This is a genomic window from Streptomyces sp. NPDC041968 (assembly GCF_055589025.1).
Window position 1 is genome coordinate 569,866 of the sequence record NZ_JBVJCB010000002.1, and the last position, 22,624, is coordinate 592,489.

General features: G+C 72.6%; 21 protein-coding genes. 19 read left to right on the forward strand and 2 right to left on the reverse strand.

The genetic code is table 11. From position 1 onward, the window contains the following. The first annotated feature begins 41 nt into the window (after window positions 1-41). The 10 genes from ACZ6EG_RS07690 (at window position 42) to ACZ6EG_RS07735 (ending at window position 9,478) form a co-directional block, all read left to right on the forward strand. Window positions 42-734, forward strand: a complete 693-nt coding sequence (locus ACZ6EG_RS07690) for a GAF and ANTAR domain-containing protein (protein ID WP_391969039.1) — start codon at window positions 42-44, stop codon at window positions 732-734. 75 nt (window positions 735-809) lie between these two features. Further along, a complete protein-coding gene (locus ACZ6EG_RS07695) occupies window positions 810-2,123 on the forward strand; it encodes a cation:proton antiporter (RefSeq protein ID WP_469602541.1) in 1,314 nt (437 codons plus the stop codon). Between the two features lie 176 nt (window positions 2,124-2,299). Beyond that, entirely contained in the window at window positions 2,300-4,009 is a 1,710-nt protein-coding gene (locus tag ACZ6EG_RS07700) for an ATP-binding protein (protein ID WP_469602544.1), read from the forward strand. Next, entirely contained in the window at window positions 4,006-4,413 is a 408-nt protein-coding gene (locus ACZ6EG_RS07705) for a roadblock/LC7 domain-containing protein (RefSeq protein WP_356609611.1), read from the forward strand. Before ACZ6EG_RS07700 ends, ACZ6EG_RS07705 begins: the two co-directional genes overlap by 4 nt. Further along, entirely contained in the window at window positions 4,410-4,757 is a 348-nt protein-coding gene (locus ACZ6EG_RS07710; RefSeq protein ID WP_356609609.1) for a DUF742 domain-containing protein, read from the forward strand. Before ACZ6EG_RS07705 ends, ACZ6EG_RS07710 begins: the two co-directional genes overlap by 4 nt. Further along, on the forward strand, window positions 4,738-5,358 hold the full coding sequence (locus ACZ6EG_RS07715; RefSeq protein WP_469602547.1) for a GTP-binding protein: 621 nt from the start codon (window positions 4,738-4,740) through the stop codon (window positions 5,356-5,358). The genes ACZ6EG_RS07710 and ACZ6EG_RS07715 overlap by 20 nt, the downstream gene beginning before the upstream one ends. Further along, window positions 5,355-6,587, forward strand: a complete 1,233-nt coding sequence (locus ACZ6EG_RS07720; protein WP_391969042.1) for a cytochrome P450 — start codon at window positions 5,355-5,357, stop codon at window positions 6,585-6,587. The genes ACZ6EG_RS07715 and ACZ6EG_RS07720 overlap by 4 nt, the downstream gene beginning before the upstream one ends. Further along, the gene (locus ACZ6EG_RS07725) at window positions 6,584-7,807 is read left to right on the forward strand and encodes a cytochrome P450 family protein (protein WP_391969043.1); all 1,224 of its coding nucleotides are present in this window, start codon (window positions 6,584-6,586) and stop codon (window positions 7,805-7,807) included. The genes ACZ6EG_RS07720 and ACZ6EG_RS07725 overlap by 4 nt, the downstream gene beginning before the upstream one ends. Window positions 7,808-7,951: 144 nt before the next feature. Then, complete coding sequence (locus ACZ6EG_RS07730; protein ID WP_469602551.1) at window positions 7,952-8,353, forward strand: hypothetical protein; 402 nt, start codon at window positions 7,952-7,954, stop codon at window positions 8,351-8,353. Window positions 8,354-8,671: 318 nt separating this feature from the next. Continuing rightward, window positions 8,672-9,478: a ribonuclease BN gene (locus ACZ6EG_RS07735; RefSeq protein WP_391969045.1), complete on the forward strand. Its 807-nt coding sequence runs from the start codon at window positions 8,672-8,674 to the stop codon at window positions 9,476-9,478. Between the two features lie 201 nt (window positions 9,479-9,679). Here ACZ6EG_RS07735 and ACZ6EG_RS07740 read toward each other — a convergent pair whose 3' ends face one another. Beyond that, window positions 9,680-10,672 carry a LacI family DNA-binding transcriptional regulator gene (locus tag ACZ6EG_RS07740; RefSeq protein WP_391969117.1) on the reverse strand — a complete coding sequence of 331 codons (993 nt, stop codon included), beginning with the start codon at window positions 10,670-10,672 and terminating at the stop codon, window positions 9,680-9,682. A 319-nt stretch (window positions 10,673-10,991) separates the two neighbouring features. Here ACZ6EG_RS07740 and ACZ6EG_RS07745 point away from each other — a divergent pair, with 319 nt between their 5' ends. The 7 genes from ACZ6EG_RS07745 to ACZ6EG_RS07775 all read left to right on the forward strand — a co-directional run bounded on the left by ACZ6EG_RS07745 (window position 10,992) and on the right by ACZ6EG_RS07775 (window position 20,234). Beyond that, window positions 10,992-11,918, forward strand: coding sequence for a carbohydrate ABC transporter permease (locus ACZ6EG_RS07745; protein WP_469602553.1), 927 nt, complete (start codon window positions 10,992-10,994; stop codon window positions 11,916-11,918). A gap of 7 nt (window positions 11,919-11,925) precedes the next feature. Continuing rightward, a complete protein-coding gene (locus tag ACZ6EG_RS07750; RefSeq protein WP_391969046.1) occupies window positions 11,926-12,876 on the forward strand; it encodes a carbohydrate ABC transporter permease in 951 nt (316 codons plus the stop codon). Window positions 12,877-12,957: 81 nt separating this feature from the next. Beyond that, window positions 12,958-14,301 (forward strand): ABC transporter substrate-binding protein, encoded by a 1,344-nt coding sequence (locus tag ACZ6EG_RS07755; RefSeq protein WP_391969047.1) that lies wholly within the window; start codon window positions 12,958-12,960, stop codon window positions 14,299-14,301. A gap of 78 nt (window positions 14,302-14,379) precedes the next feature. Further along, window positions 14,380-16,425, forward strand: coding sequence for a beta-galactosidase (locus ACZ6EG_RS07760; RefSeq protein ID WP_391969048.1), 2,046 nt, complete (start codon window positions 14,380-14,382; stop codon window positions 16,423-16,425). 120 nt (window positions 16,426-16,545) lie between these two features. Continuing rightward, window positions 16,546-18,594: an RICIN domain-containing protein gene (locus ACZ6EG_RS07765; protein WP_391969049.1), complete on the forward strand. Its 2,049-nt coding sequence runs from the start codon at window positions 16,546-16,548 to the stop codon at window positions 18,592-18,594. Window positions 18,595-18,687: 93 nt separating this feature from the next. Continuing rightward, a complete protein-coding gene (locus ACZ6EG_RS07770) occupies window positions 18,688-19,329 on the forward strand; it encodes a sugar O-acetyltransferase (RefSeq protein WP_391969050.1) in 642 nt (213 codons plus the stop codon). A gap of 113 nt (window positions 19,330-19,442) precedes the next feature. After that, complete coding sequence (locus ACZ6EG_RS07775) at window positions 19,443-20,234, forward strand: SAM-dependent methyltransferase (RefSeq protein ID WP_391969051.1); 792 nt, start codon at window positions 19,443-19,445, stop codon at window positions 20,232-20,234. A gap of 18 nt (window positions 20,235-20,252) precedes the next feature. Here ACZ6EG_RS07775 and ACZ6EG_RS07780 read toward each other — a convergent pair whose 3' ends face one another. Next, window positions 20,253-20,438, reverse strand: a complete 186-nt coding sequence (locus ACZ6EG_RS07780; protein ID WP_053126814.1) for a hypothetical protein — start codon at window positions 20,436-20,438, stop codon at window positions 20,253-20,255. A 157-nt stretch (window positions 20,439-20,595) separates the two neighbouring features. On the opposite strand from ACZ6EG_RS07780, the gene ACZ6EG_RS07785 reads away from it, so the two are divergent. Next, window positions 20,596-21,774 carry a spore photoproduct lyase family protein gene (locus tag ACZ6EG_RS07785; RefSeq protein ID WP_391969052.1) on the forward strand — a complete coding sequence of 393 codons (1,179 nt, stop codon included), beginning with the start codon at window positions 20,596-20,598 and terminating at the stop codon, window positions 21,772-21,774. 254 nt (window positions 21,775-22,028) lie between these two features. Next, window positions 22,029-22,592: an MSMEG_1061 family FMN-dependent PPOX-type flavoprotein gene (locus ACZ6EG_RS07790; RefSeq protein WP_391969053.1), complete on the forward strand. Its 564-nt coding sequence runs from the start codon at window positions 22,029-22,031 to the stop codon at window positions 22,590-22,592. Window positions 22,593-22,624 lie beyond the last annotated feature (32 nt).

Below are 22,624 nucleotides of genomic sequence, written 5' to 3' on the forward strand. Positions count from 1 at the left end.
CGGTCGTCTTTGGGCACCCCTAGGAACGAGGAGGTGGCGATATGGAGGACTGGCGCGGGTTCGCCGAGCAGATGGCGTCGCTGGCACGCGATCTGCTGGCCCAGGAATCGGTGAACGACACACTGGAGCGCATCACCGGTTCGGCCACGGAACTGGTGGAGGGCTGCGACGCCGCCGGCATCCTCATCCTGCGCGGCGACCAGGTGCAGTCGCTCGCCCCCACCGACCAGGTCGTGGCAGACAGCGACGATCTGCAAGGGCGGGTCGGGGAAGGTCCGTGCTTCGACGCCGCGCGCACCTCCGAGGGGCAGCGGCAGTTCCGGATCGCCGACTTCACCGACCACGCACGGCGCTGGCCCGAGTACGTGCCGGAGGCCCGCAAGCTGGGGCTCGGCAGCATGATGGGCTTCCTGCTCTTCACCGAGGACGAGGACCTCGGGGCCCTGAACCTCTACTCCTACCGGCCGGGGGCGTTCACCGAGGCCAGCGAGCTGGCCGGCTGGCTGCTCGCCTCCCACGCCGCCGTCGCCTTCTCCAGCGCCCGCACGCACGCGCAGATGCAGGAGGCGATCGGCAGCCGGCACACCATCGGCGAGGCCATGGGCATCCTCATGGGCAGCCGGCGGCTGACCGAGGACCAGGCCTTCGCGGTGCTGCGCCGGTACTCGCAGGACCACAACGTGAAGCTCCGTGACGTCGCCCGCCAGGTCTGCGAGCGGGGCGGCCCGCCCTGATCCGCGGGAGCGCGCCCCGGACCGGGACGCGCACCGGATGGCGTACGGCCCGGCGGCAGTGGGCACACGACAGCGATGACCATGGCCGACTTCTCCTTCGCCGTACTGGGAGCGGGTGCGCTCGGCGCGGCCGTCATCCCCCGGCTGGTGGCCGGACGGGCCCTGTCCATGCCGCTCGTCTTCCTGCTCTGCGGCATCGCCCTGCAACTGCTCCCCACACCGCTGCCCGAGATCGACCTCGTACGCGACCGCGTGTGGGTGGAGCACCTCACCGAGATCTGCGTGATCATCTCCCTGATGGGGGCCGGTCTCGCGCTGAACCGTCCCTTCGGTCTGCGTCGTTGGCAGGCTCCCTGGCGGCTGATCGGCATCACCATGCCCCTGACCATCGCGGCCACGGGGCTGCTCGCGTGGTGGCTGCTGGACTGGCCGCCGGCCGCCGCGCTGCTGCTCGCCGCGGTGCTGGCACCCACCGACCCGGTCCTCGCCTCCGAGGTGCGGGTGGGCGCGCCCACCGACTCCGAGCACGACGAGGACGAGGTCCGGTTCGCGCTCACCGGGGAGGCGGGTCTCAACGACGGCCTGGCCTTCCCGGTCGTCATGGCCGCGATCGCGCTGACGGCGGCCGCGGGCACCGGCGTGTCCGGTGCCTGGGTCGGGCACTGGCTGCTGGTCGACCTGCTGTACGGGTGCGTGGTCGGCGTCCTGGCGGGCCTGGCCGTCGGCAGACTGCTCGGCTGGCTGTTCTTCCGCGCCGGCCCGGAGTCGTTCCGGTTGTCCGAACACCGCGAGGGCTTCGTCGCCCTGGGTGCCACCTTCCTGTCCTACGGCGTCACCGAACTCGCCCACGGCTACGGCTTCCTGGCGGTCTTCGTCACCGCCTGCAGCGTCCGCGCCGCCGAACGCGACCACGGCTACCACGCCGTGCTGCACGACTTCGTCGAGCAGGTCGAGCGGCTGCTGACCGCCGGGCTCCTCTTTCTGCTGGGGGCCTGTGTCGCGCAGGGTGCGTTGGCCGACCTGACCTGGCGGGGCGCGGCCGTCGGTCTGCTCGTGCTGCTCGTGGCACGGCCGGCCGCCGGGTGGGTCGCGCAGCTCGGGACGGCCGCGGGACCGCGGGAGCGGCTCGTCACCGCCTTCTTCGGCATCCGCGGCATCGGCTCGCTGTTCTATCTCGCGCACGCCCTCGGAACGGAGGGCTTCCACGTGCCGGCCGGGGAGCTGTGGGCCGTGGTGGCCTTCACCGTCCTCGCCTCGGTCGTCCTGCACGGGGTGACCGCCTCCCCCGTGATCGCCCGCCTCGACCGGCTGCGGACGCTCAGGGCGCACAGCCGCCGGCACTCCGGGCGGACGCCGAGCGAAGCCGACGTGGCCGGCGAGCGCCTGTGACCGCATCGCGAGAAACCGACGGAAAGCGCGCGGGAATTGAGCAAGACCCTTCTCATTCGGATCGCCGACTCTCGTATAGTGATCGCCAGTTGCGTGCCGCGTGAAAGCTGCCTGCCCGCACGCGCCCCGAAGGACGACACGAGGGCCGCTTAGGCGGCCTGGCGAGGACCCGATTGATGACCGCGCCCGCCCGCCCCGGCGACCGAACCGCTCCCCGCGCCCTCGTATCCACGGCCCTGCCCTGCGCGGTGGTCTCGGCGCTCGTCGTGGGCGGCGCCGTCGCCGCGGCACCGCCCTCGGTACGGGTTCCCCTCGGCCTGGGCGCGAGCGCCGCGGCGATCCTGCTGTGTGTGGCGGTGACCGTGGCCGTGCACGCCGTGCGCGGGGGACGGGCCGCCCGCCGTCTGCTGGACGCCGCACGCGCGGACGTCAGCGGACTCACCCGGGACCGCGCCCACCTCGCCGAGCGGGCGGAACGGGAGCAGCAGCGCCTGCGGGCGGAGGCCGACCGCGAACGGGCGCTGCTGCTGGCCGAGTTCGACCGGGAGCGGGAGCGACTGGCGGACGGTTTCGAGCACGAGCGCCGCCGTCTGGCCGAGCAGCGGGTCCAGGAGGTCGCCCGGCTCACCGAGGAGGCCGACCGGCTGCGGGCGGCGTTGGAGCAGGCGACGAGTGAGCGCGCCGCCGCCGTCTCGGCGACCGCCAACGCGGCCGGCCGGATGCAGGCGCTGGCCACGGGGATGCTGGCCGACCTGCGGGCCATGGAGGAGCGGCACGGCGACGAGGACGTCCTCACCGACCTGCTGCACCTCGACCACCGCACCGCTCAGGCGGGCCGGCTGGCCGACTCCGTCGCCGTCCTCACCGGCGCCCGCTCCGGACGCCGTTGGGCGCGGCCCATCGGCATGGAGTCGATCCTGCGCGGGGCGATGGGACGTATCGCCGGGTACCAGCGGGTGCGCGTCCACTCGGCCAGTGACCGCGCGGTGGCCGGGCACGCCGCCGAGGGCGTCATGCACGCCCTGGCCGAACTCCTGGACAACGCGGCGAACTTCTCCCCGCCGACCGCCGAGGTCCATGTGTACGTGGAGGAGGTGCCCGCCGGCGTCATCGTGTCCGTGGAGGACAGCGGACTGGTGATGGGCGAGGTGCAACTGCGCCGCGCCCAGAAGGCGGTCTCCGGCGACACCGCCGGGATCGGCGGCCTGACCGGCACCCGGCTGGGCCTCGCCGTGGTGGGCCGGCTGTCGGCGAAGTACGGGCTGAAGGTGTCCTTCCGGCCGTCCGCGCGCGGCGGCACCGGCGTGCTGATGCTCATCCCCCAGGACATCCTGAGCGGTCCGGCCGTTCCCCAGAGCCCGGCCTCGAGCCCGGCGGCGTCCGGCCGGACCACCGCGCCCGCGGCGGCCTCGGACGACACCACCACGAACCCGGCCGCCACGGCCCCCGCGACCGCGGCGGATCCGCCGCGCCCCACGGTGTCACCCGCCGCCGCGCCCGCTCCCGGCGGCGCCGACGACCTCGCCCCCGCCGGCGCGGACTCCGAACCGCTTCCCGTCCACGAGTCCGCCGACCGCGGGCCGGGCGGGTCGGCCGAGCCGGCCACCGAGCTGCCCAAGCGGCGCCGCGGCCGCACCCTCGCCGCGGCCGAACGCGGCCGCTCCACGACCAGGGCCGACGAGCCCCGCCCCGCCCCGCCCGCCGACGACGCGAAGGTGCGCGCGGCCCGCTTCAGCAGCTTCCGCCAGGCGGTACGGCCCGCCGGCCCCACCGGTTCGCGGGGTACCGCCCCGCAGCCGGAGCCCGCCGCCCCCGCACCCACCGAGACGGCCCCCGACCACCCGTCCCACTCGCACGCGCACCCGGAAGGCGACACCACCTCATGACCGGCTCGACCACCGCCGACGAGAAGCTCACCTGGCTCATCGAGGGCCTCCTGGAGCGCACTCCGGGCGCGCGGCACGCGCTCGTCCTCTCCCGGGACGGACTCAAACTGTGCCGCACCCCCGAGCTCTCCGTCGACCAGGCCGACCAGCTCGCCGCGATCGCCGCCGGCATCCAGTCGCTGTCCCACGGCGCGTCCGTGGAGTTCGGGGACGGCAGCGGCGGTGTGCGCTCGGCCATGACCGAGTTCTACGGCGGCATCCTCTTCATCGTCGAGGCGGGCGACGGCGCGCACCTGGCCGTCGTCACCTCGGAGGACGCGGACGCGGGGCTCGTCGGGCACAACATGAGCGAGCTCATCGAGCAGCTCGGCGAGCACCTCACCGCGCAGCCCCGCACGTCATGAGCCGCCCCGGCAGGGACGACGCACCCGACCGCCTCTACACCCTCACCCAGGGGCGCAGCCGGTCGGGGCCCGACAGCCCCTTCGACCTGGTCACGCTCATCGTCGCCGAGTGCGAGCCGGGGCCCGGCATGCAGTCGGAGCACACGGCGATCCTGCGGATGACCGAGGCCCCCACGGCGGTGGTGGAGATCGCCGCCGAACTGCGGCTGCCGGTGAGCATCACCAAGATCCTGCTCTCCGACCTGCACGCCGCAGGGCGTGTGAGCGTGCGCCACCCGCGCAAGGCAGCCGTCCCCGATCCCGACATCCTGGAGCAGGTGCTCGTTGGACTCCGCAATCTCTGACGCCTCCACACCAGCGCGCACACCGCTGGGTGCGTCCGCCGACAACGGTCTGAAGATCGTGGTCGTGGGCGGGTTCGGTGTCGGCAAGACGACCATGGTCCGCTCGGTCAGCGAGATCCGTCCCCTCAACACCGAGGAGACCATGACGCGGGCCGGCGAGGCGGTCGACGACATCAGCGAGGTGCGCGGGAAGACCGCGACGACCGTGGCCTTCGACTTCGGCCGCATCAGCCTCGACACGCGCAACGTGCTGTACCTGTTCGGCGCTCCCGGTCAGGAGCGCTTCTGGTTCCTGTGGGACCGGCTGTTCTCCGGCACGCTGGGCGCGGTGGTCCTGGTGGACACCCGCCGCATCGACGACTCCTGGTACGCCATCGACCGCCTGGAGCACCACGGCACGCCGTTCATCGTCGCCTGCAACGACTTCGGCGGCCCCCGGCACTCCCCCGAGGCCGTCCGCGAGGCCCTCGACCTGGACCCCCGGGTGCCCCTGGTCTCCTGCGACGCCCGGTCCCGCGAGTCCAGCAAGCAGGTGCTGATCGCGCTGGTCGAGCACCTCCAGGCGTCCTACGCCGCCCAGCCCCGACAGGAGTTCGCGTGAGCACCGACGCCACCGACGCCGTACCGCTCAGCGGTCCCCGCTTCCAGACCGAACCCGCCCTGCTGTACCGGCAGATGCGGCGCGAGCACGGTGCCGTCACCCCGGTGCTGCTCGACGGGGACGTCCCCGCGTGGCTGGTGCTCGGCTACCGGGAACTGCACCAGGTGACCGGCGACCCGGTGCTGTTCAGCCGGGACTCCGACCTGTGGAACCAGTGGGAGAACATCCCCGCCGACTGGCCGCTGCTGCCGATGATCGGCCGCAAGCAGCCGTCGATCCTCTACACGGTCGGCGAGCGGCACCGCGAGCGCGCCGCCATGATCAGCGACGCGCTGGAGGCCGTCGACCCGCACGTGCTGCGGGGCCATGCCGAACGGTTCGCCGACGAACTGGTCGACCGGCTCTGCGCCAAGGGCGAGGCCGACCTCGTCGGCGACTACGCCATGCTGCTGCCGGTGCGGGTGCTGACCCGCCTGTACGGCTTCTCCGACGAGGAGGGCCCGGCGCTCGTCACCGCCCTCAACGACATGATCGACGGCAGGGAGCGGGCCATCGCCGGCCAGACGCACCTCGGCACGTCGATGGCGCGGCTCCTCGCCGACCGGAAGGCGGCGCCCGCCGACGACGTCGCCTCCCGGATGCTGGCCGACACCGGCGGCTTCAGCGAGGAGGAGATCGCCCAGGACCTGATGGTGATGATGGCCGCCGGGCACCAGCCGACCGCGGACTGGATCGGCAACTCGCTGCGCCTGATGCTGACCGACGACCGCTTCGCCGCCTCCCTGTTCGGTGGCCGCAACAGCGTCGCCGAGGCGATGAACGAGGTGCTGTGGGAGGACACGCCGACACAGAACGTGGCCGGCCGGTGGGCGTCCCGCGACACCCAGCTCGGCGGCCGCCGCATCCGCGCCGGCGACCTGCTGCTGCTCGGTCTCCAGGGCGCCAACTCCGATCCGCAGGTCCGCACCGACGGCTCGGCCCTCACCGGCGGCAACAACGCGCACTTCTCCTTCGGCCACGGTGAGCACCGCTGCCCGTTCCCCGCCCAGGAGGTCGCCGAGGTCATCGCGCGCACGGGCATCGAGGTCGTCCTCGACCGGCTGCCGGACATCGACCTGGCCGTACCCGCCGGGTCCCTCACCCGTCGCCCCTCGCCCTGGCTGCGGGGGCTGACCGAACTGCCCGTGCGCTTCACCCCGACCACCGCCCTGGGAGGCACGTCAGCATGACGACCGGCACCGAAGAAGCCCGGATACCTCTGGACCCGTTCGTCACCGACCTGGACGACGAGAGCGCCCGGCTGCGCGCGGCCGGTCCGCTCGCCGCGGTGGAGCTGCCGGGCGGGGTGCCCGTGTGGGCGGTCACCCACCACGCCGAGGCGAAGGCCCTCCTCACCGACCCCCGCCTGGTCAAGGACATCAACGTGTGGGGGGCGTGGCAGCGCGGCGAGATCCCCGCGGACTGGCCGCTGATCGGGCTGGCCAACCCGGGCCGTTCCATGCTCACCGTGGACGGCGCCGAGCACCGGCGGCTGCGGACGCTCGTGGCGCAGGCGCTCACGGCGCGCCGGGTGGAGCACATGCGCAAGCGGATCACCGAGCTGACCGACCGGCTGCTGGACGAACTGCCGGCGGACGGCGGTGTCGTCGACCTCAAGGCCGCCTTCGCCTACCCGCTGCCGATGTACGTCGTCGCCGACCTCATGGGCATCGAGGAGGTCAGGCTGCCCAGGCTGAAGGTGCTGTTCGAGAAGTTCTTCTCGACGCAGACGCCGCCCGAGGAGGTCGTGTCGACCCTCACCGAGCTGGCCGGGATCATGGCCGACACGGTCGCCGCGAAGCGCGCCGCGCCCGGTGACGACCTGACCAGTGCCCTGATCCTGGCCGCGGAGGACGGCGACCACCTCACCGACGAGGAGATCGTCTCCACGTTGCAGCTGATGGTGGCCGCGGGCCACGAGACCACGATCTCGCTCATCGTGAACTCCGTGGTCAACCTGTCCACCCACCCCGAGCAGCGGGACCTGGTGCTGTCCGGGCAGGCCGACTGGTCCGCGGTCGTCGAGGAGACGCTGCGTTACTCGACCCCCACCTCGCACGTCCTGATCCGCTTCGCGACCGAGGACGTCCCGGTCGGCGACCGGGTGATCCCCGCCGGCGACGCGCTGATCGTGTCGTACGGCGCGCTGGGCCGGGACGAGCGGGCGCACGGTCCCTCGGCCGGCGAGTTCGACATCACCCGCGTCTCGCAGAGCCGGCACATCTCCTTCGGGCACGGCCCCCACGTGTGCCCCGGCGCCGCCCTGTCCCGGCTGGAGGCCGGCGTGGCCCTCCCGGCCCTCTACACCCGCTTCCCGCGGCTGGACCTGGCGGTGCCGGCCTCGGAACTGCGCAACAAGCCGGTGGTCACGCAGAACGACCTCTTCGAGCTGCCGGTCCGGCTGGGCTGACCGGCGTCCGGCGCACCGGGCCGGACCAGGGGCGTACCCGCGGGGCGTTTGCCCGCCGCCCTGCGGGTAACTCCGGCATTCCGGACGCCGAACCCGAATCGGCACACGGCGTCGACACTGCTGTGTGGCACCCCGGGAGTCGCCATGTGGAAGCGCAAGGGCAGAAAGAGCCGTCGGGCCGCCAAGCCGGTCCCCATGGAGCTGTGCGACCTGTGCGCCAGGGTCTTCCCCGAGAGGGAGGCCGTGGGCGGTTACGTACCGGACTCCTCGGCGGCGCACGCCACCGAGGACTGCTTCGACGGGCTGCGGCGCGTCACCGCGTGCTGCGACGCCCACTTCGAGGTGATCAAGGACGGCTACGCGCACCGGCCCTTCGTGACGGAGGAGCTGTGGGCGGCGAAGCTCACCCGCGCCCTGACCAGTGGTCCCACGGGGCTCTCCATGGACCAGCTCGGCTGCCGGACCGGCCTCCAGGAGCCGCAGATACGCGCCGCGATCGCCTGGCACAACGAGCGGATGCGCGAGCAGCAGCGCACGGATCCCTGACCCGGGCCGGGAGGCGGACCACGGGCGCGCCGGGTCCCTCCGTACGGCTCGGCGCCGACGCCCCGGACCGCCGGGCCGAGCCCCCGGACCGCGGGCGTCGCTCGCCCCGCGGGCCTCGCCCGCCGTGGAGGCCCATCGGGGCGGCCGAGGCGCCGGAGGCCGCGTCGGGCGGCGCCCCCTCCCGGACGGCCCCACGGCAAGGGCCGTCAGGGTGGCGTGCGGCGGGCGTCCGGGGGGCGGCACGTTTGTCCGGTCGCCGCCCGGGTCACTCAGTTGCGCGTCCGCGCGCCGTCGAGGGGCCCGCCCGAGGAGCTTCCCGTGAACCGGTTCTGGCAGCCGTTCCACCGAGTGTGGGACCGGTTGGCCGCGTCCTCCCTCGTCCGGCGCGGCCGGGACCTGGAGCTGATGCACCGGGCCATGGGGTTCGCCACCCTGGCGCTGGTCACGCTGGCCCCGCTGCTGATCGTGGTGGCCGCCTTCGACCCCCTGGGACGCGGGGGGTTCGCGTCCTGGCTGTCCGACGGCATGGGACTGTCCGGCCGGTCCGCCCGCGTGCTGACCGACATCTTCAGTCCGCCGCCCAAAGTGGTCGGCACGACGAGCGTGTGGGGTGGCATCGCGCTGGCCGTGTTCGGTGTGTCCTTCGCGGCGAGCGTGCAGAACGGCTACGAGCGCATCTGGGAACTCCCCTCGGGCCCGTGGCACCGCGTCTGGCGGCAACTGACCTGGGTGATCGCGCTGACCGCCTACCTCTACCAGGAGGTGCAGACGCGGACCGCCCTGCACGGGTCGCTGCGGATCGCCCTGTCCACGGCGACGGGAGTCCTGTTCTTCTGGTGGGGCCAGCACTTCCTGCTGGGCAGCCAGGTGCGCTGGCGGGACCTGCTGCCCGGGGCCATCGCGACCGTGGTGGGCCTGATCGGTCTGCGGGGCTTCTCCTACCTCGTCTTCACGCCGCTCATCCTCGACAACGCGATCAGCTACGGCACGGTGGGCATCGTCCTGGTGGTGGAGTCCTGGCTGATCGGGGTCGGGTTCGTCGTCTTCGGCGGCTCGATGGTCGGCCACTGGTTCTGCGAGCACCACTGGTGGACCCGGAACATCGACCGCGTCGACCGGGACTGACAGCGTGCGGCTGTGCGCGCCGCAGCGGTCGGCCGTACGCGGCGTCGTCCGGCGGCTTCCACCGCGACACCGGTGGCAGAGCCCCAGAACCGGGACCGGCACCGGCACCGACCGTGCTCACGCCCTCCCGCCCCGTACGCGATCGCCCCGTGCCGACCACCCCGAGCACCCCGACCGCCCCCGAGCCGGCCGCCCCTCCGGTCACCCCCGCCCGGGCGGCGGCGCCGCGCTCGCCCGGGGCACGAGCCGCGTCGGCACGAGCGTCGTGCCCCGCTCCGGGCCCTCCTGACGCATCTTGCGCAGCACCGCCTCCACGCAGAGCCTGCCCACCTCGGCGAAGTCCTGGTGCACCGTGGTCAGCGGCGGCAGGAAGGAGCCGGCCTCCGGGATGTCGTCGAAGCCGATGACGCTGACGTCCTCGGGGACGCGCCGGCCGCGTTCGTGCAGGGCGCGCAGGAGGCCGAGGGCCATCTGGTCGTTGGCCGCGAAGACGGCCGTGCACTCCTCCCGGGCGGCCAGCTCCAGGCCGGCGCGGTAGCCGGACTCCGCCGACCAGTCGCCCCGGAACAGCGGCGGCGGGGTGCGGCCGGCCTCGGTGAGCGTGCGCCGCCAGGCGTCCGTACGGCGCTGCGCCGCGAAGGAGCCCTCGGGGCCGCCCAGGTGCCACACCGTGTCGTGCCCGAGGTCCAGCAGATGGCGCACGGCGGCGCGGGTACCGCCGGCCTGGTCGGTGTCGACGACCGTGTAGTGCTCACCCGCGTCGGAGTCGACCACCACGACCTGGACGTGCGGCGGCAGCTGAAGGGTCACCGCGTCCAGCAGGTGGACCTCCATGATGACGATCACCGCGTCGACGGCGAGCTCCTCCAGCCGGGAGAAGGCACCGCGCACCTCGTCCTGGGTGGGGACGGCGACCGGCAGCAGCGTCACCGCGTACCCCTCGCCCGCCGCAGAGGTCGCGATGGCCTCCAGGGTCCGCACGTTGCCCGTGGTCGCCAGCGAGAAGGTGATGACCCCGATGGTGCGGAACTCGCCGCGTTTGAGCGCCCTGGCCGCGCTGTTGGGCCGGTAGCCCAGCTCCTTCATGGCCGCCAGCACCTGCTGCCGGGTCTCCTCGTTCACCCCGGCGTAGCCGTTGGAGACGCGGGAGACGGTCTGCGAGGAGACCCCCGCCAGCCGGGCCACGTCCGCCATCGAGGCCGTCCGGCCGGCGCCGCGGCTGCGTTTCGCGCCCGCGGCCGCCGCCGGCGCCTCCGCCATGGCCCTCTCTGCCGTGCCCACTCGCCGTCCGCCACCTCTCCTGTTCCCCGCACGGTCCGGGGTCTCCGCGAACCCTTGACCGTCGTCATCCGGGCAGTGTAGACATGCCGCCACCGGATGTTTACGTAAACATAACACTCACCACCCTCTACCCAGGCGGTCGATGTTTGCGTAAACATCACAGGGCGCGGCCCGCGCGGAGCACCGTCCGGCCGACGCCCGTGTTCCAGGACGTGGACGAGCGAGGGACGACATGACGACGCTGCAAGAGCCGGTCGCCGCCGGGCCGCGGCCTGCGCCGCCGCCGACCGGGCGGGACCGCCGCTCCTGGACGGGGTGGGGCTTCCTCGGCCCCTTCGTGGCCGTGTTCGCCCTGGTGTTCCTCGCGCCGATCGCGTACTCCGTGTACCTCAGCCTCTTCCGCGACCAGCTCATCGGCGGGAACACGTTCGTCGGACTGGACAACTACACCCGGGCGCTCCAGGACGACCGGTTCTGGGCCGCGATCGGCCGGGTCTCGCTCTTCCTGGCCGTCCAGGTGCCGGTCATGCTCGGCATCGCGCTGCTGGTGGCCCTGGCGCTGGACAGCGGGCGCCTGTACGGACGGGACTTCTTCCGCATCTCCATCTTCCTGCCGTACGCCGTGCCCGCCGTGGTGGCCACCCTGATGTGGGGCTTTATGTACGGCACCCGCTTCGGTCTGGTCGGCGACATCAACAGCGCGTTCGGCGTCTCGCTGCCCGACCCGCTCTCCCCCGACCTGGTGCTCGCCTCCATCGGCAACATCGTGACCTGGGAGTTCGTCGGCTACAACATGCTGATCTTCTACGCGGCGCTGCGCGTGATCCCGCACTCGCTGTACGAGGCGGCCCAGATCGACGGTGCCGGGCAGATCCGTGTGATCACCGCCATCAAGCTCCCGGCCATCCGCGGGGCGCTGGTGATCGCGACGATCTTCTCGATCATCGGCAGCTTCCAGCTCTTCAACGAGCCCAGCATCCTGCAACCGCTGGCCCCCAACGCCCTCACCACCGACTACACCCCGAACTTCTACACGTACTCGCTGTCCTTCAACGGACAGCAGCACAACTACTCCGCGACGGTCGCCATCGTCATGGGGCTGATCACCATGGTCGTCGCCTACGTCGTCCAGCTGCGCGGCATGCGCAAGGGAGTGTGAAGCAGCGATGACCGGTTCCGTCGCCACCGTCACCGACCGTTCCGCGACCGCGCCGTCCGGCGCTTCGGGCTCCGCTCCCAGGCTGCGCGCCCCGCGGCGCCGGCACTCCCCCGACAGGCCCCGGCGCAGCGTCCTGCTGACCGTCCTGACCGGGCTGGTGCTCCTGTACAGCCTGGTGCCGCTGGTCTGGCTCGCCATCAGCGCCACCAAGACGCAGGAGGGCCTGTCCCGCTCCTTCGGCCTGTGGTTCGACAGCGACTTCGCGCTGTGGGAGAACATCGGCGAGACCTTCACCTACGACGACGGCGTCTTCACCCGCTGGCTGCTGAACACCCTGCTGTACGTGGTGCTGGGCGCGGGCGGCGCCACCCTGCTCGCCGTGCTCGGTGGCTACGCGCTCGCCAAGTTCGACTTCCCCGGCCGGCGTGCCGTCTTCGCCGTCGTCATCGGCGCGGTGGCCGTGCCGGGTACGGCGCTCGCGGTGCCCACCTTCCTGATGTTCAGCGAGATGGGGCTCACCAACACGCCCTGGGCGGTGATCATCCCGTCCCTGATCTCACCGTTCGGCCTGTACCTGATGTGGGTCTTCGCGAGCGAGGCCGTCCCGACCGAACTGATGGAGGCGGCCCGCATCGACGGCGCGGGCGAGGTGCGCACGTTCTTCCGGGTCGCGCTACCGCTGCTGGCCCCCGGCATCGTCACCGTCCTGCTGTTCACCATGGTCGCGACCTGGAACAACTACTTCCTGCCGCTGGTCATGCTCAAGGACCCCGACTGGTATCCACTGACCCTGGGCCTGAACAGCTGGAACGCCCAGGCCGCGACCGCCGGCGGCGAGGCCGTCTTCAACCTGGTCGTCACCGGCTCCCTCCTCACCATCCTGCCGCTGATCGCCGCGTTCCTGCTGCTCCAGAGGTACTGGCAGTCCGGACTCGCCGCCGGAAGCGTCAAGGGGTAGCCCACGCCCGCTCCCCTCCCACGCCCCTCCCTCCGACCCCAACGGTGCCGGTCACGGCCACGAAGAAGTGGAAGCACACCCATGCCCAAGCACTCGCGCCGCCTGCTGCGCGGAACAGGCCTCCTCTGCGCCCTCGCCCTCGGGGCCGCCGCCTGCGGCGGATCCGACGACGGAGGGTCGGACCGGAAGGCGGTCTCCCAGGCGGACGTCCAGGCCGCCCTGAAGAAGGGCGGCACCATCACCGTCTGGGCGTGGGAGCCCACGCTCGAACAGGTGGCGACCGACTTCGAGAAGGAGCACCCCGGCGTCAAGGTCGAGCTCGTCAACGCGGGCACCAACAACGACCAGTACACCGCGCTGCAGAACGCGATCTCGGCGAAGAAGGGCGTCCCGGACGTCGCCCAGATCGAGTACTACGCCATGGGCCAGTACGCCCTGACCGAGCAGCTCACCGACCTCAAGGCGTTCGGCGCGGACAAGCTCTCCGCGCAGTACTCCCCCGGCCCGTGGAACGGCGTGCGGGCCGGCGGCGAGGGCGTCTACGCCCTGCCGATGGACTCCGGCCCGATGGCGCTGTTCTACAACAAGACGGTCTTCGACAAGCACGACATCGAGGTGCCGACCACCTGGGCCGAGTACCTGAACGCCGCCCGCGAGCTGCGCGAGGCCGACCCGAAGGCCTACATCACCGCGGACACCGGTGACGCGGGCTTCGCCACCAGCATGCTCTGGCAGGCCGGCTCGCGCCCCTACACGGTCGACGGCACCGAGGTGGGGATCGACTTCTCGGACCAGGGCGCCAAGACCTTCACCGACACCTGGCAGCAGCTCATCGACGAGAAGCTGCTCGCTCCCGTCACCAGCTGGACCGACGAGTGGTACAAGGGCCTCGGCGACGGCACCATCGCGACCCTGGCCACCGGAGCCTGGATGCCCGCCAACCTCGCCTCGGGCGTGAAGAACGCCGCCGGTGACTGGCGCGTCGCCCCGCTGCCCCAGTGGAAGGCGGGCGGGAGGACCAGCGCCGAGAACGGCGGCAGCGCGCTCGCACTGCCGGAACTGGGCGGGAACGAGGCGCTGGCGTACGCCTTCGTCGAGTACGCCAACGCCGGCAAGGGCGTGCAGACCCGGCTCGGCGCCGGCGCCTTCCCGGCGACCACCGCGGACCTGCAGTCCACGAGGTTCCAGGACACCGCGTTCCCCTACTTCGGCGGCCAGAAAGCCAACAGGATCTTCGCCGAGTCGGCCTCGAACGTCCCCGACGACTGGTCGTACCTGCCGTACCAGGTGTACGCGAACTCGGTCTTCAACGACACCGTCGGCAAGGCGTACGTGTCCGGCACCACGCTGACCGAGGGGCTGAAGTCCTGGCAGGAGGCGTCCGTCAAGTACGGCAAGGAGCAGGGCTTCACCGTCGACCAGTAGCAGCAACGGCAGCGAAGCGGGGGCCCGGCGCGGCACGCGCCGCCCCCGCACCGCACGCACCCCACCGGAAGGACCGCCATGATCTCCACCCTCCTCTCCCGTCTCCAGGGCGGGGCGGACGGTGCGCCCGTCCCCCGTCTGGGGTTCGGCGCCGACTACAACCCCGAGCAGTGGCCCAGGGAGGTGTGGGAGGAGGACGTACGGCTGATGCGCGAGGCGGGCGTGAACATCGTGTCCGTGGGCATCTTCTCCTGGGCCCGGCTCCAGCCGGGTCCCGACGTCTGGGACTTCGCCTGGCTGGACGACGTCATGGACCTGCTGCACCGCCACGGCGTCGGCGTCGACCTGGCCACCGCCACCGCGTCCCCGCCGCCGTGGCTGACCACCGCGCATCCCGAGATCCTCCCGGTGACCGACCGGGGCGAGACGCTGTGGCCGGGCGCGCGCCAGCACTGGCGCCCCACCTCACCGGTCTTCCGCGAGCACGCCCTGCGCCTGGTCAGGGAGATGGCGACCCGCTACGCCGGCCATCCCGCCCTGGTCGCCTGGCACGTCAACAACGAGCTGGGCTGCCACAACGCGCACGACTTCTCGGACGACGCGGCCCGGGCCTTCCGCGACTGGCTGCGCGCGCGGTACACCACGCTGGACGCCCTCAACCACGCCTGGGGCACGGCGTTCTGGTCGCAGCGCTACAGCGACTGGGAGCAGATCCTGCCGCCCCGGCTGGCCGCCTCCCACCCGAACCCGACCCAGCAGCTGGACTTCAAGCGCTTCTCGTCGGACGCGCTGAAGGACTACCTGCGCGCGGAGCGGGAGGTGCTGCGGGAGCTGACGCCGGACGTCCCCGTCACCACCAACTTCATGGTGATGCCCGGCACCAAGGGCATGAACTACGCGGACTGGGCGGACGAGGTGGACTTCGTCGCCAACGACCACTACGTCGTGCCGAGCGGCCGGGAACGCGACGAGCTGTCCTTCTCGGCGAACCTGACCAGCGGGATCGCCGGCGGCCGGCCCTGGTTCCTGATGGAGCACTCGACGAGCGCGGTGAACTGGCAGCCGGTCAACCTGGCCAAGCGACCGGGTGAGCTGGCCCGGGACTCACTGACGCACGTGGCGCACGGAGCGGACGCGGTCTGCTTCTTCCAGTGGCGGCAGTCCGCGGCCGGCGCCGAGAAGTACCACTCGGCGATGGTGCCGCACGCGGGCTCCGACAGCGACCTGTTCCGCGCGGTCACCGCGCTCGGCGACACCCTGAAGGCCCTGGCGCCGGTCGCGGGCAGCGAGCGGGAGCCCGCCGAGGTCGGCATCCTCTTCGACTGGGAGTCGTGGTGGGCGAGCGAGCAGGACTCGCACCCCACGTCGCTGCTCGACTACCACCGGGAGGCGCTCGACTGGTACTCCGCGCTGCTCGCCCTGGGCATCCGGGCCGACGTCGTCACCACCGGCGCCGACCTCGGCCGCCACCGGATGCTGATCGCGCCGGTACTGCACCTGGTCCCGGCCGAGCTGGCCAAGGACCTCACGCGCTACGCCGAGCAGGGCGGGCACCTGGTCACCACGTACTTCTCCGGTGTCGTCGACGAGAACGACCACATCTGGCTCGGCGGCTACCCGGGCGCCCTGCGGGACCTGCTCGGCATCCGCGTCGAGGAGTTCGGCCCGCTGCCCGCCGGGCAGAGCGTGGAGCTGGACGACACGAGCACCGGCACCCTGTGGACCGACCACATCACCGTCACCGCACCGGGGACGGAGGTGCTGTCCCACTACGCGACCGGACCGCACGCGGGCCGGCCGGCCGTCACCCGGCGTGCGGCGGGCAGCGGTTCGGCCGCCTACGTCTCGACGCGGCTCGGCGCCGAAGGGCTCGCTTCGCTGCTGCCGCGGCTGCTGGAACCGGCCGGCGTGACGAGCGGACTGCCCGCCGCCGTACGGGGATCGGTGGAGGCGACGGTGCGCCGCGGACCCGGTGGCCGGTTCCTCTTCCTGGTCAACCGGACCGACGGGTCCGTGACCGTCCCGGGGCTCACCGGCGAGGTCCTGGTGGGCGCCACCGGAGACGGCGGTGCCGTCGTCCTCGGCCCCCGGGACGTGGCCGTGCTGCGCACATCCACCACCTGAGCACTCGCCCCCTCACCGACTCCTCGGAGCGCACCCACGGCTCCGAGGTCACCCCCTGCTGCCCGGACGTCGGCGGCAGGGGCCACCGCAGCGTCCACACCTTCCCGTTGGGAGCACACGATGGCACGCCGTACCCGCAGCAGACGCCTCCTCGGGGCCGCCGCCCTCACCGCCCTGGCCACGGGGGCCGCCCTGATCAGCGTTCCCGCCCAGGCCGAACCCGCGACGGCCACCTCCTCGGTCACCGTACGGCCGGACCCGTCGTACCGGCAGGAGAGGTTCGAGGGCTGGGGCACCAGCCTGGTCTGGTTCGCCAACGCCACCGGTGACTACCCGCCGGAGATCCGCGAGAAGCTGGCCCGGCTCCTCTTCGACGACGACGGTCTGGGGCTGAACATCGCCCGCTACAACATCGGCGGCGGCAACGCGCCGGACGTGCGGGACTACCTGCGGGCCGGCGGTGCCGTGGAGGGCTGGTGGAAGGCGCCCGCGGGCACCACCCGCGAGGACACCGGCTGGTGGAGCGCCGACGACCCGGCCGACTGGAACGAGGACGCCGACGCGACCCAGCGCTGGTGGGTCGAGCGCATCAAGGACGACATCGACCACTGGGAGACGTTCAGCAACTCCCCGCCCTGGTTCATGACCGTCAGCGGTTACGTCTCGGGCGGCTTCGACGCCTCGGCCGACCAGTTGAAGCCCGAGTCGGTCGACGACTTCGCCGCCTACGTGGCCGGGGCGACCCGGCGGCTGGAGCGTGCCGAGGGGATCGAGGTCGACACCGTCGACCCGTTCAACGAGCCCAACACCCCGTACTGGGGCACCCGGCTGGGTGCCGACGGCGAACCCGTCGGCGGTCGGCAGGAGGGCGCCCACATGGGGCCCGAGCTGCAGCGCCAGGTCCTGCGGGCCCTGGCCCCCGCGTTGCGGAAGGCGAAGGTCGGGGCGGGCATCTCGGCGATGGACGAGACCAACCCGGGCACGTTCGCGCGGAACTGGAGTGCCTACGACGAGACCGAACGCGGCCTCGTCGACCAGATGAACGTCCACACCTACGGCACCGGGCAGCGCACCACCGTGCGGGACCTCGCCAAGGCCGCCGACAAGCCGCTGTGGATGAGCGAGGTCGGCGGCGACTGGGGGGACGGCCAGGACTTCGAGGACATGCGGCCCGGCCTCGGCCTCGCCCAGCAGATCGTCGACGACCTGCGCGAACTGGAGCCCCGCGCCTGGGTGTTCTGGCAGCCCGTCGAGGACTACGACAACATGAAGCCCGGTGGAGAGTCGGCGAAGGGCGGCAACTGGGGCAGCATCCAGCTCCCGTTCGACTGCACCGCCGAGGACACCCTGGAGACCTGCCCGATCCGCACCAACACCAAGTTCGACACCGCCCGCAACTTCACCCACTTCATCAAGCCCGGCGACCGGCTGATCAGGACGGACGACACCTCCAGCGCCGCCGCCGTCACCCGCGACGGCAAGGGCGCCTCGCTCGTCCACGTCAACCGCACCGACGCGGCCCGCACGGTCACCGTCGACCTGACGAAGTTCCGCGACGTACGCCGCGGGGCCACCGTCACCCCGGTCGTGACCAGCGCCGACGGCAAGCTCGTACGGCAGGCCCCGGTCAGGGTGAGCGACCGCACGGCCACCGTCACCGTGCCGGCCCGGTCCGTCACCTCCTTCGCGATCAAGGGTGTCTCCGGCGTCGCGAAGGACGCCGCCCCGCTGCGCGAGGGGCACACCTACACCCTGACCGGCGTCCAGAGCGGCAAGGCCGTCACCGTCGGGGAGAACGGCCGGGACCTGGTCCTCGGCACCGAGGCCGGCACGGGCGCCCAGCGGTGGCGACTGAGCGCGGTCCGTCAGGACAGCGGCGTCCTCGACCGCCATGTCTTCACCAACCCGCAGGACGGGACGCGGCTGGCCGTGCGCGACGACGTCCCGGTGGCCGAACCCGACACCGGCAAGCGGGACCGGGCCGCCGAGTGGATCATGTCGTCCACCGGTGACGGCACCTGGACCCTGGTCAACGCGGGCACCGGGCGTCTGCTCGAAGTCGGCGGCCAGGCGACGCACGAGGGCGCCGCCGTCACGACGTGGCCGCCCAACTCCGGCGCCAACCAGCGATGGACGGTGACCGACGTGACCACCGGGCACACCGGCTGACACCTCTCACGGCACCCGCGGCCCCGACCGCACCGCCTCCCGGGAGGCGGTGCGGTCGGGGCCGACCCGCACGCACCGTCCGGAGGAGGACGTATGACGACCGACCCGCGCGAGAGGGAGGTCCGCCGCAGGATGGCGGCGCACGAGCTGTACTCGGACGGCGCGCCCGGCCTGGAGGGGCTGGCGCAGGAACGCCTGCGGGGCAAGGAACTGGCCGACGCCTACAACGGGACCGGGGCCCGGGACGAGGAGGGCCGCCGGGCCCTCCTGGAGGAGCTGCTCGCCTCCGTGGGCAGCGGCGTGTGGATCGAGCCGCCGCTGCACGTGGCCTACGGCAACCGTGTGCACCTGGGCGACGACGTCTACGCCAACTTCGGCCTCACCCTCGTCGACGACGTGGAGGTCCTCGTCGGGGACCGGGTGATGTTCGCCCCGCACGTGACCGTCAGCACCACCGGGCACCCCGTCCACCCGGACCTGCGCCGGGACGGGACGCAGTTCTCGGCGCCGGTGCGCATCGAGGACGACGTGTGGATCGGGGCCGGCGCGCTGCTCATGCCCGGGGTCACCGTGGGCCGGGGATCGGTGGTCGGCGCGGGCAGTGTGGTGACGGCCCACGTGCCGCCCATGGTCGTCGTCGCCGGGAACCCGGCGCGGGTGACACGCGAGATCACGGACGCGGACCGGAAGTGGGCCTACCGTCCGCCCCGCCCCGCGCGCCGGGCCGCCGAGTGATCCCGTCTGGCCGTCAACTCCGGCCGCACGCCCGGCCCGTGGCACCCTCCGCGGAGCAGTACGATGATCGAAAATCGCGGCGATGCGTCACCTCCCGGACCACGGAGCCTGCCATGACGACGGACCATTCCGAGCCTCCCCACATCGACACCAGCCGGGCGCACCCGGCCCGGGTCTACGACTGGCTGCTGGGGGGCAAGGACAACTACCCCGTCGACGAGGCGGTGGGCGAGACGCTGCCGCCCGAGGCGCGGGCCGCGGCGCGGCAGAACCGCGCCTTCATGAACCGCGCCGTGGCCCACCTGGCCGCCCGGGGCATCGACCAGTTCCTGGACATCGGCACGGGCATCCCGACCGAGCCCAACCTCCACCAGATCGTCCAGCGGACGGTTCCGGCCGCCCGGGTCGTCTACGCCGACAACGACCCGATCGTGCTGCGGCACGCGGAGGCGTTGCTGGTGAGCAGCCCCGAGGGGGCCACGGACTACATTCAGGGCGATGTGCGCGAGCCGGCGGAGATCGTGCGGCGCGCCCGCGAGATCCTGGACTTCGACCGCCCCGTCGCGCTGTCGCTGATCGCCCTGATGCACTTCGTGCCGGACGACCAGGACGCCCACGGCATCGTCCGCGGGCTGGTCGAGACGCTCCCGTCGGGCAGCCACCTCGTCCTGTCGCACGCCGCGATCGACATCTTCCCCGAGCTGGCGGAGCAGGTGATCGCCCAGTACGCGAAGGGCGGCATCCGCCTGGGCTTCCGCACCCGCACGGAGGTGGCCCGCTTCTTCGACGGACTTGAGCTGCTGCCGCCCGGGCTGGTCACCGCCACCGAATGGTGCGGCGCGGACCAGGAGCGGCCCGCGCCGGAGGAGAGCGGTATCTACGCGGGCGTCGCCCGCATTCCCTGACCGGGTCCGGGCGGCGGCTCAGCGGCGGCGCCCCCGGGCCGCCCAGCCGCTGCCTATGCCGGCGACGTGCAGGGCCAGCAGGGCGAGGCCGACGAGCATGACGTTGGTGGAGGTGAAGACGTCGTTGGTCGACACCTCCGCCGCGTTGATCAGCCAGGCGATGAGGAACAGGACCGCCGCGATGATGGCCAGCACGGTGTACATCCCTTCGGGTCGGGGGCACCGGGGCGGTGCCGTGGAACGCGTATGCCCCCGACGGGCCGCGTGACACGGCCGCCGTCGCCGCGCGCTTCGTACAGTGGAGGGACGGGGACCGCGGCACCACCGTCCGGTCCCTCCGCACCAGCGCACCGGAGACCCCATGCACGACCCGTCCTCCGCGCCGGACGACGGCTCCGGCACCCTGTTCGGCCTGGACGCGCTCGTCCCCGGTCCGCCGGCCCCCGCCCCCACCGGACCGCTCTTCCGGGACTCGGCGACCGCGCGCCGTCTGCTGCCGGTCCGGGAGATCCACGCCGAACCGGCGGCGGCGGCGTCCGAACGCGGCCGACAGGTCCTGGCCCGGTTCCCCGACGCCCGGGTGATCGAGGTCGACTCGCACTGGCGCATCCCCGGCCTGCACGGCAACGAGGGGAACGTGGAACGCTGGGTGCGCGTCAAGGGCGAGACACTGGTGCTGGGCGAGCGCAAGGCGCCGGCCACCCGGCCCAACGGCCGGTCCGCCGACTGGATCGCCCCCGGCGCCTCCAACGGCTGCGCGATGGCCTGCGCCTACTGCTACGTGCCCCGGCGCAAGGGGTACGCCAACCCCGTCACGGTCTTCACCAACATCGACCGGATCATCGCCCACATCGGCCGGCACATCGCCCGGCAGGGCCCGAAGCCGGAGCCGAACCAGTGCGACCCCGAGGCCTGGGTCTACGACATCGGGGAGAACGGCGACTGCTCGGTGGACGCCCTGATCTGCGACAACACCGCGGATCTGGTCCATGCCTTCCGACAGTGGCCGACGGCCAAGGCGTCCTTCGCCACCAAGTTCGTCAATCCCGACCTGCTGGCCCTCGACCCCCGGGGCCGTACCCGCGTCCGCTTCTCCGTGATGCCGCCCGAGGACTCCCGGCTGCTGGACTTGCGCACCTCACCGGTCGCCGAGCGGATCGCCGCCGCGGCCGACTTCCTGGACGCCGGCTACGAGGTGCACTTCAACCTCTCCCCCGTCGTCCTGCGGCCGGGCTGGGAGGAGGCCTGGGCGGAACTGCTGCGCCACCTCGACGACGTCCTGCCTGCCCGGGTCAAGCGGCAGGCCGCCGCCGAGGTGATCATGCTGACGCACAACCGGGAGCTGCACGAGGTGAACCTGGGCTGGCACCCGCGCGCCGAGGAAGTGCTGTGGCGACCGGACCTCCAGCAGGCCAAGCGGTCCGAGAACGGTGCGCTGAACGTGCGGTACCGGGGTGGCGTCAAAGCCGACGCGGTCGCCCGGCTCCGTGCGCTGGTCGAGGCTCACACGCCCTGGCTGCGCGTCCGGTACGCGTTCTGAGCCGCCGCGCGACGACGACGCGCCGGCCCAGCGCGCGGGCGACGTCGCCGCCGAGGGCGAGGGGGGCGTGCCCGGGCCGGGCGGGTGGGGCTTGGCGCATGGACGGGTCATCGGGAAGGCACGGGGGCGGCCCAACGCACCGGAAGATTCCATTCCGAGGTTAGGTAAGGGTAACCTAACATCGGATAATGTTTTCTGTGCAACCAACGGCCGGGTCTCGACACCCCCGGCGGCACGAACCTCTGGAGCCTTCCTTGCCGCACACGATCGACGCGACCGGAGACCGACCGGGCACCGTCAACGAGGAGGGCTGGGCCGAACTCGGCTCGCGGGCCGAGCTGCGCGAACTGCTGGGCGAGCCCTGGCCCGTCGTCATCGACAAGGTGCACGACCGGCTCACGGACGCGGATCTGGACATCCTGGCCCGCTCCCCCTTCTGCCTGCTGGCCACCTCCGACACCGCGGGCAACTGCGACGTGTCGCCCCGCGGCGACGCGCCGGGCTTCACGCACGTCCTGGACCCGGGCACCCTCGTCCTGCCGGACCGGCCGGGCAACCGGCGCGGGGACAGTTTCCACAACATCCTCGACAACCCGCACGCGGGCCTGCTGTACCTCGTCCCGGGCGGCAAGGAGGTGCTGCGCGTGAACGGTCGGGCCCGCATCCTGACCGACGCGCCCTTCTTCGACGCGATGGCCCGGGACGGGCGCCGACCGGACCTCGCGCTGGTCCTGCGGATCGACGAGATCTACCTCCATTGCCCGCAGTCCCTGAACCGGTCGGGCGTGTGGAAACCCCAGACCTGGCAGGCGAATTGAGCCAACCGGGGGCCCGGTCGGCCCGCCCGCCG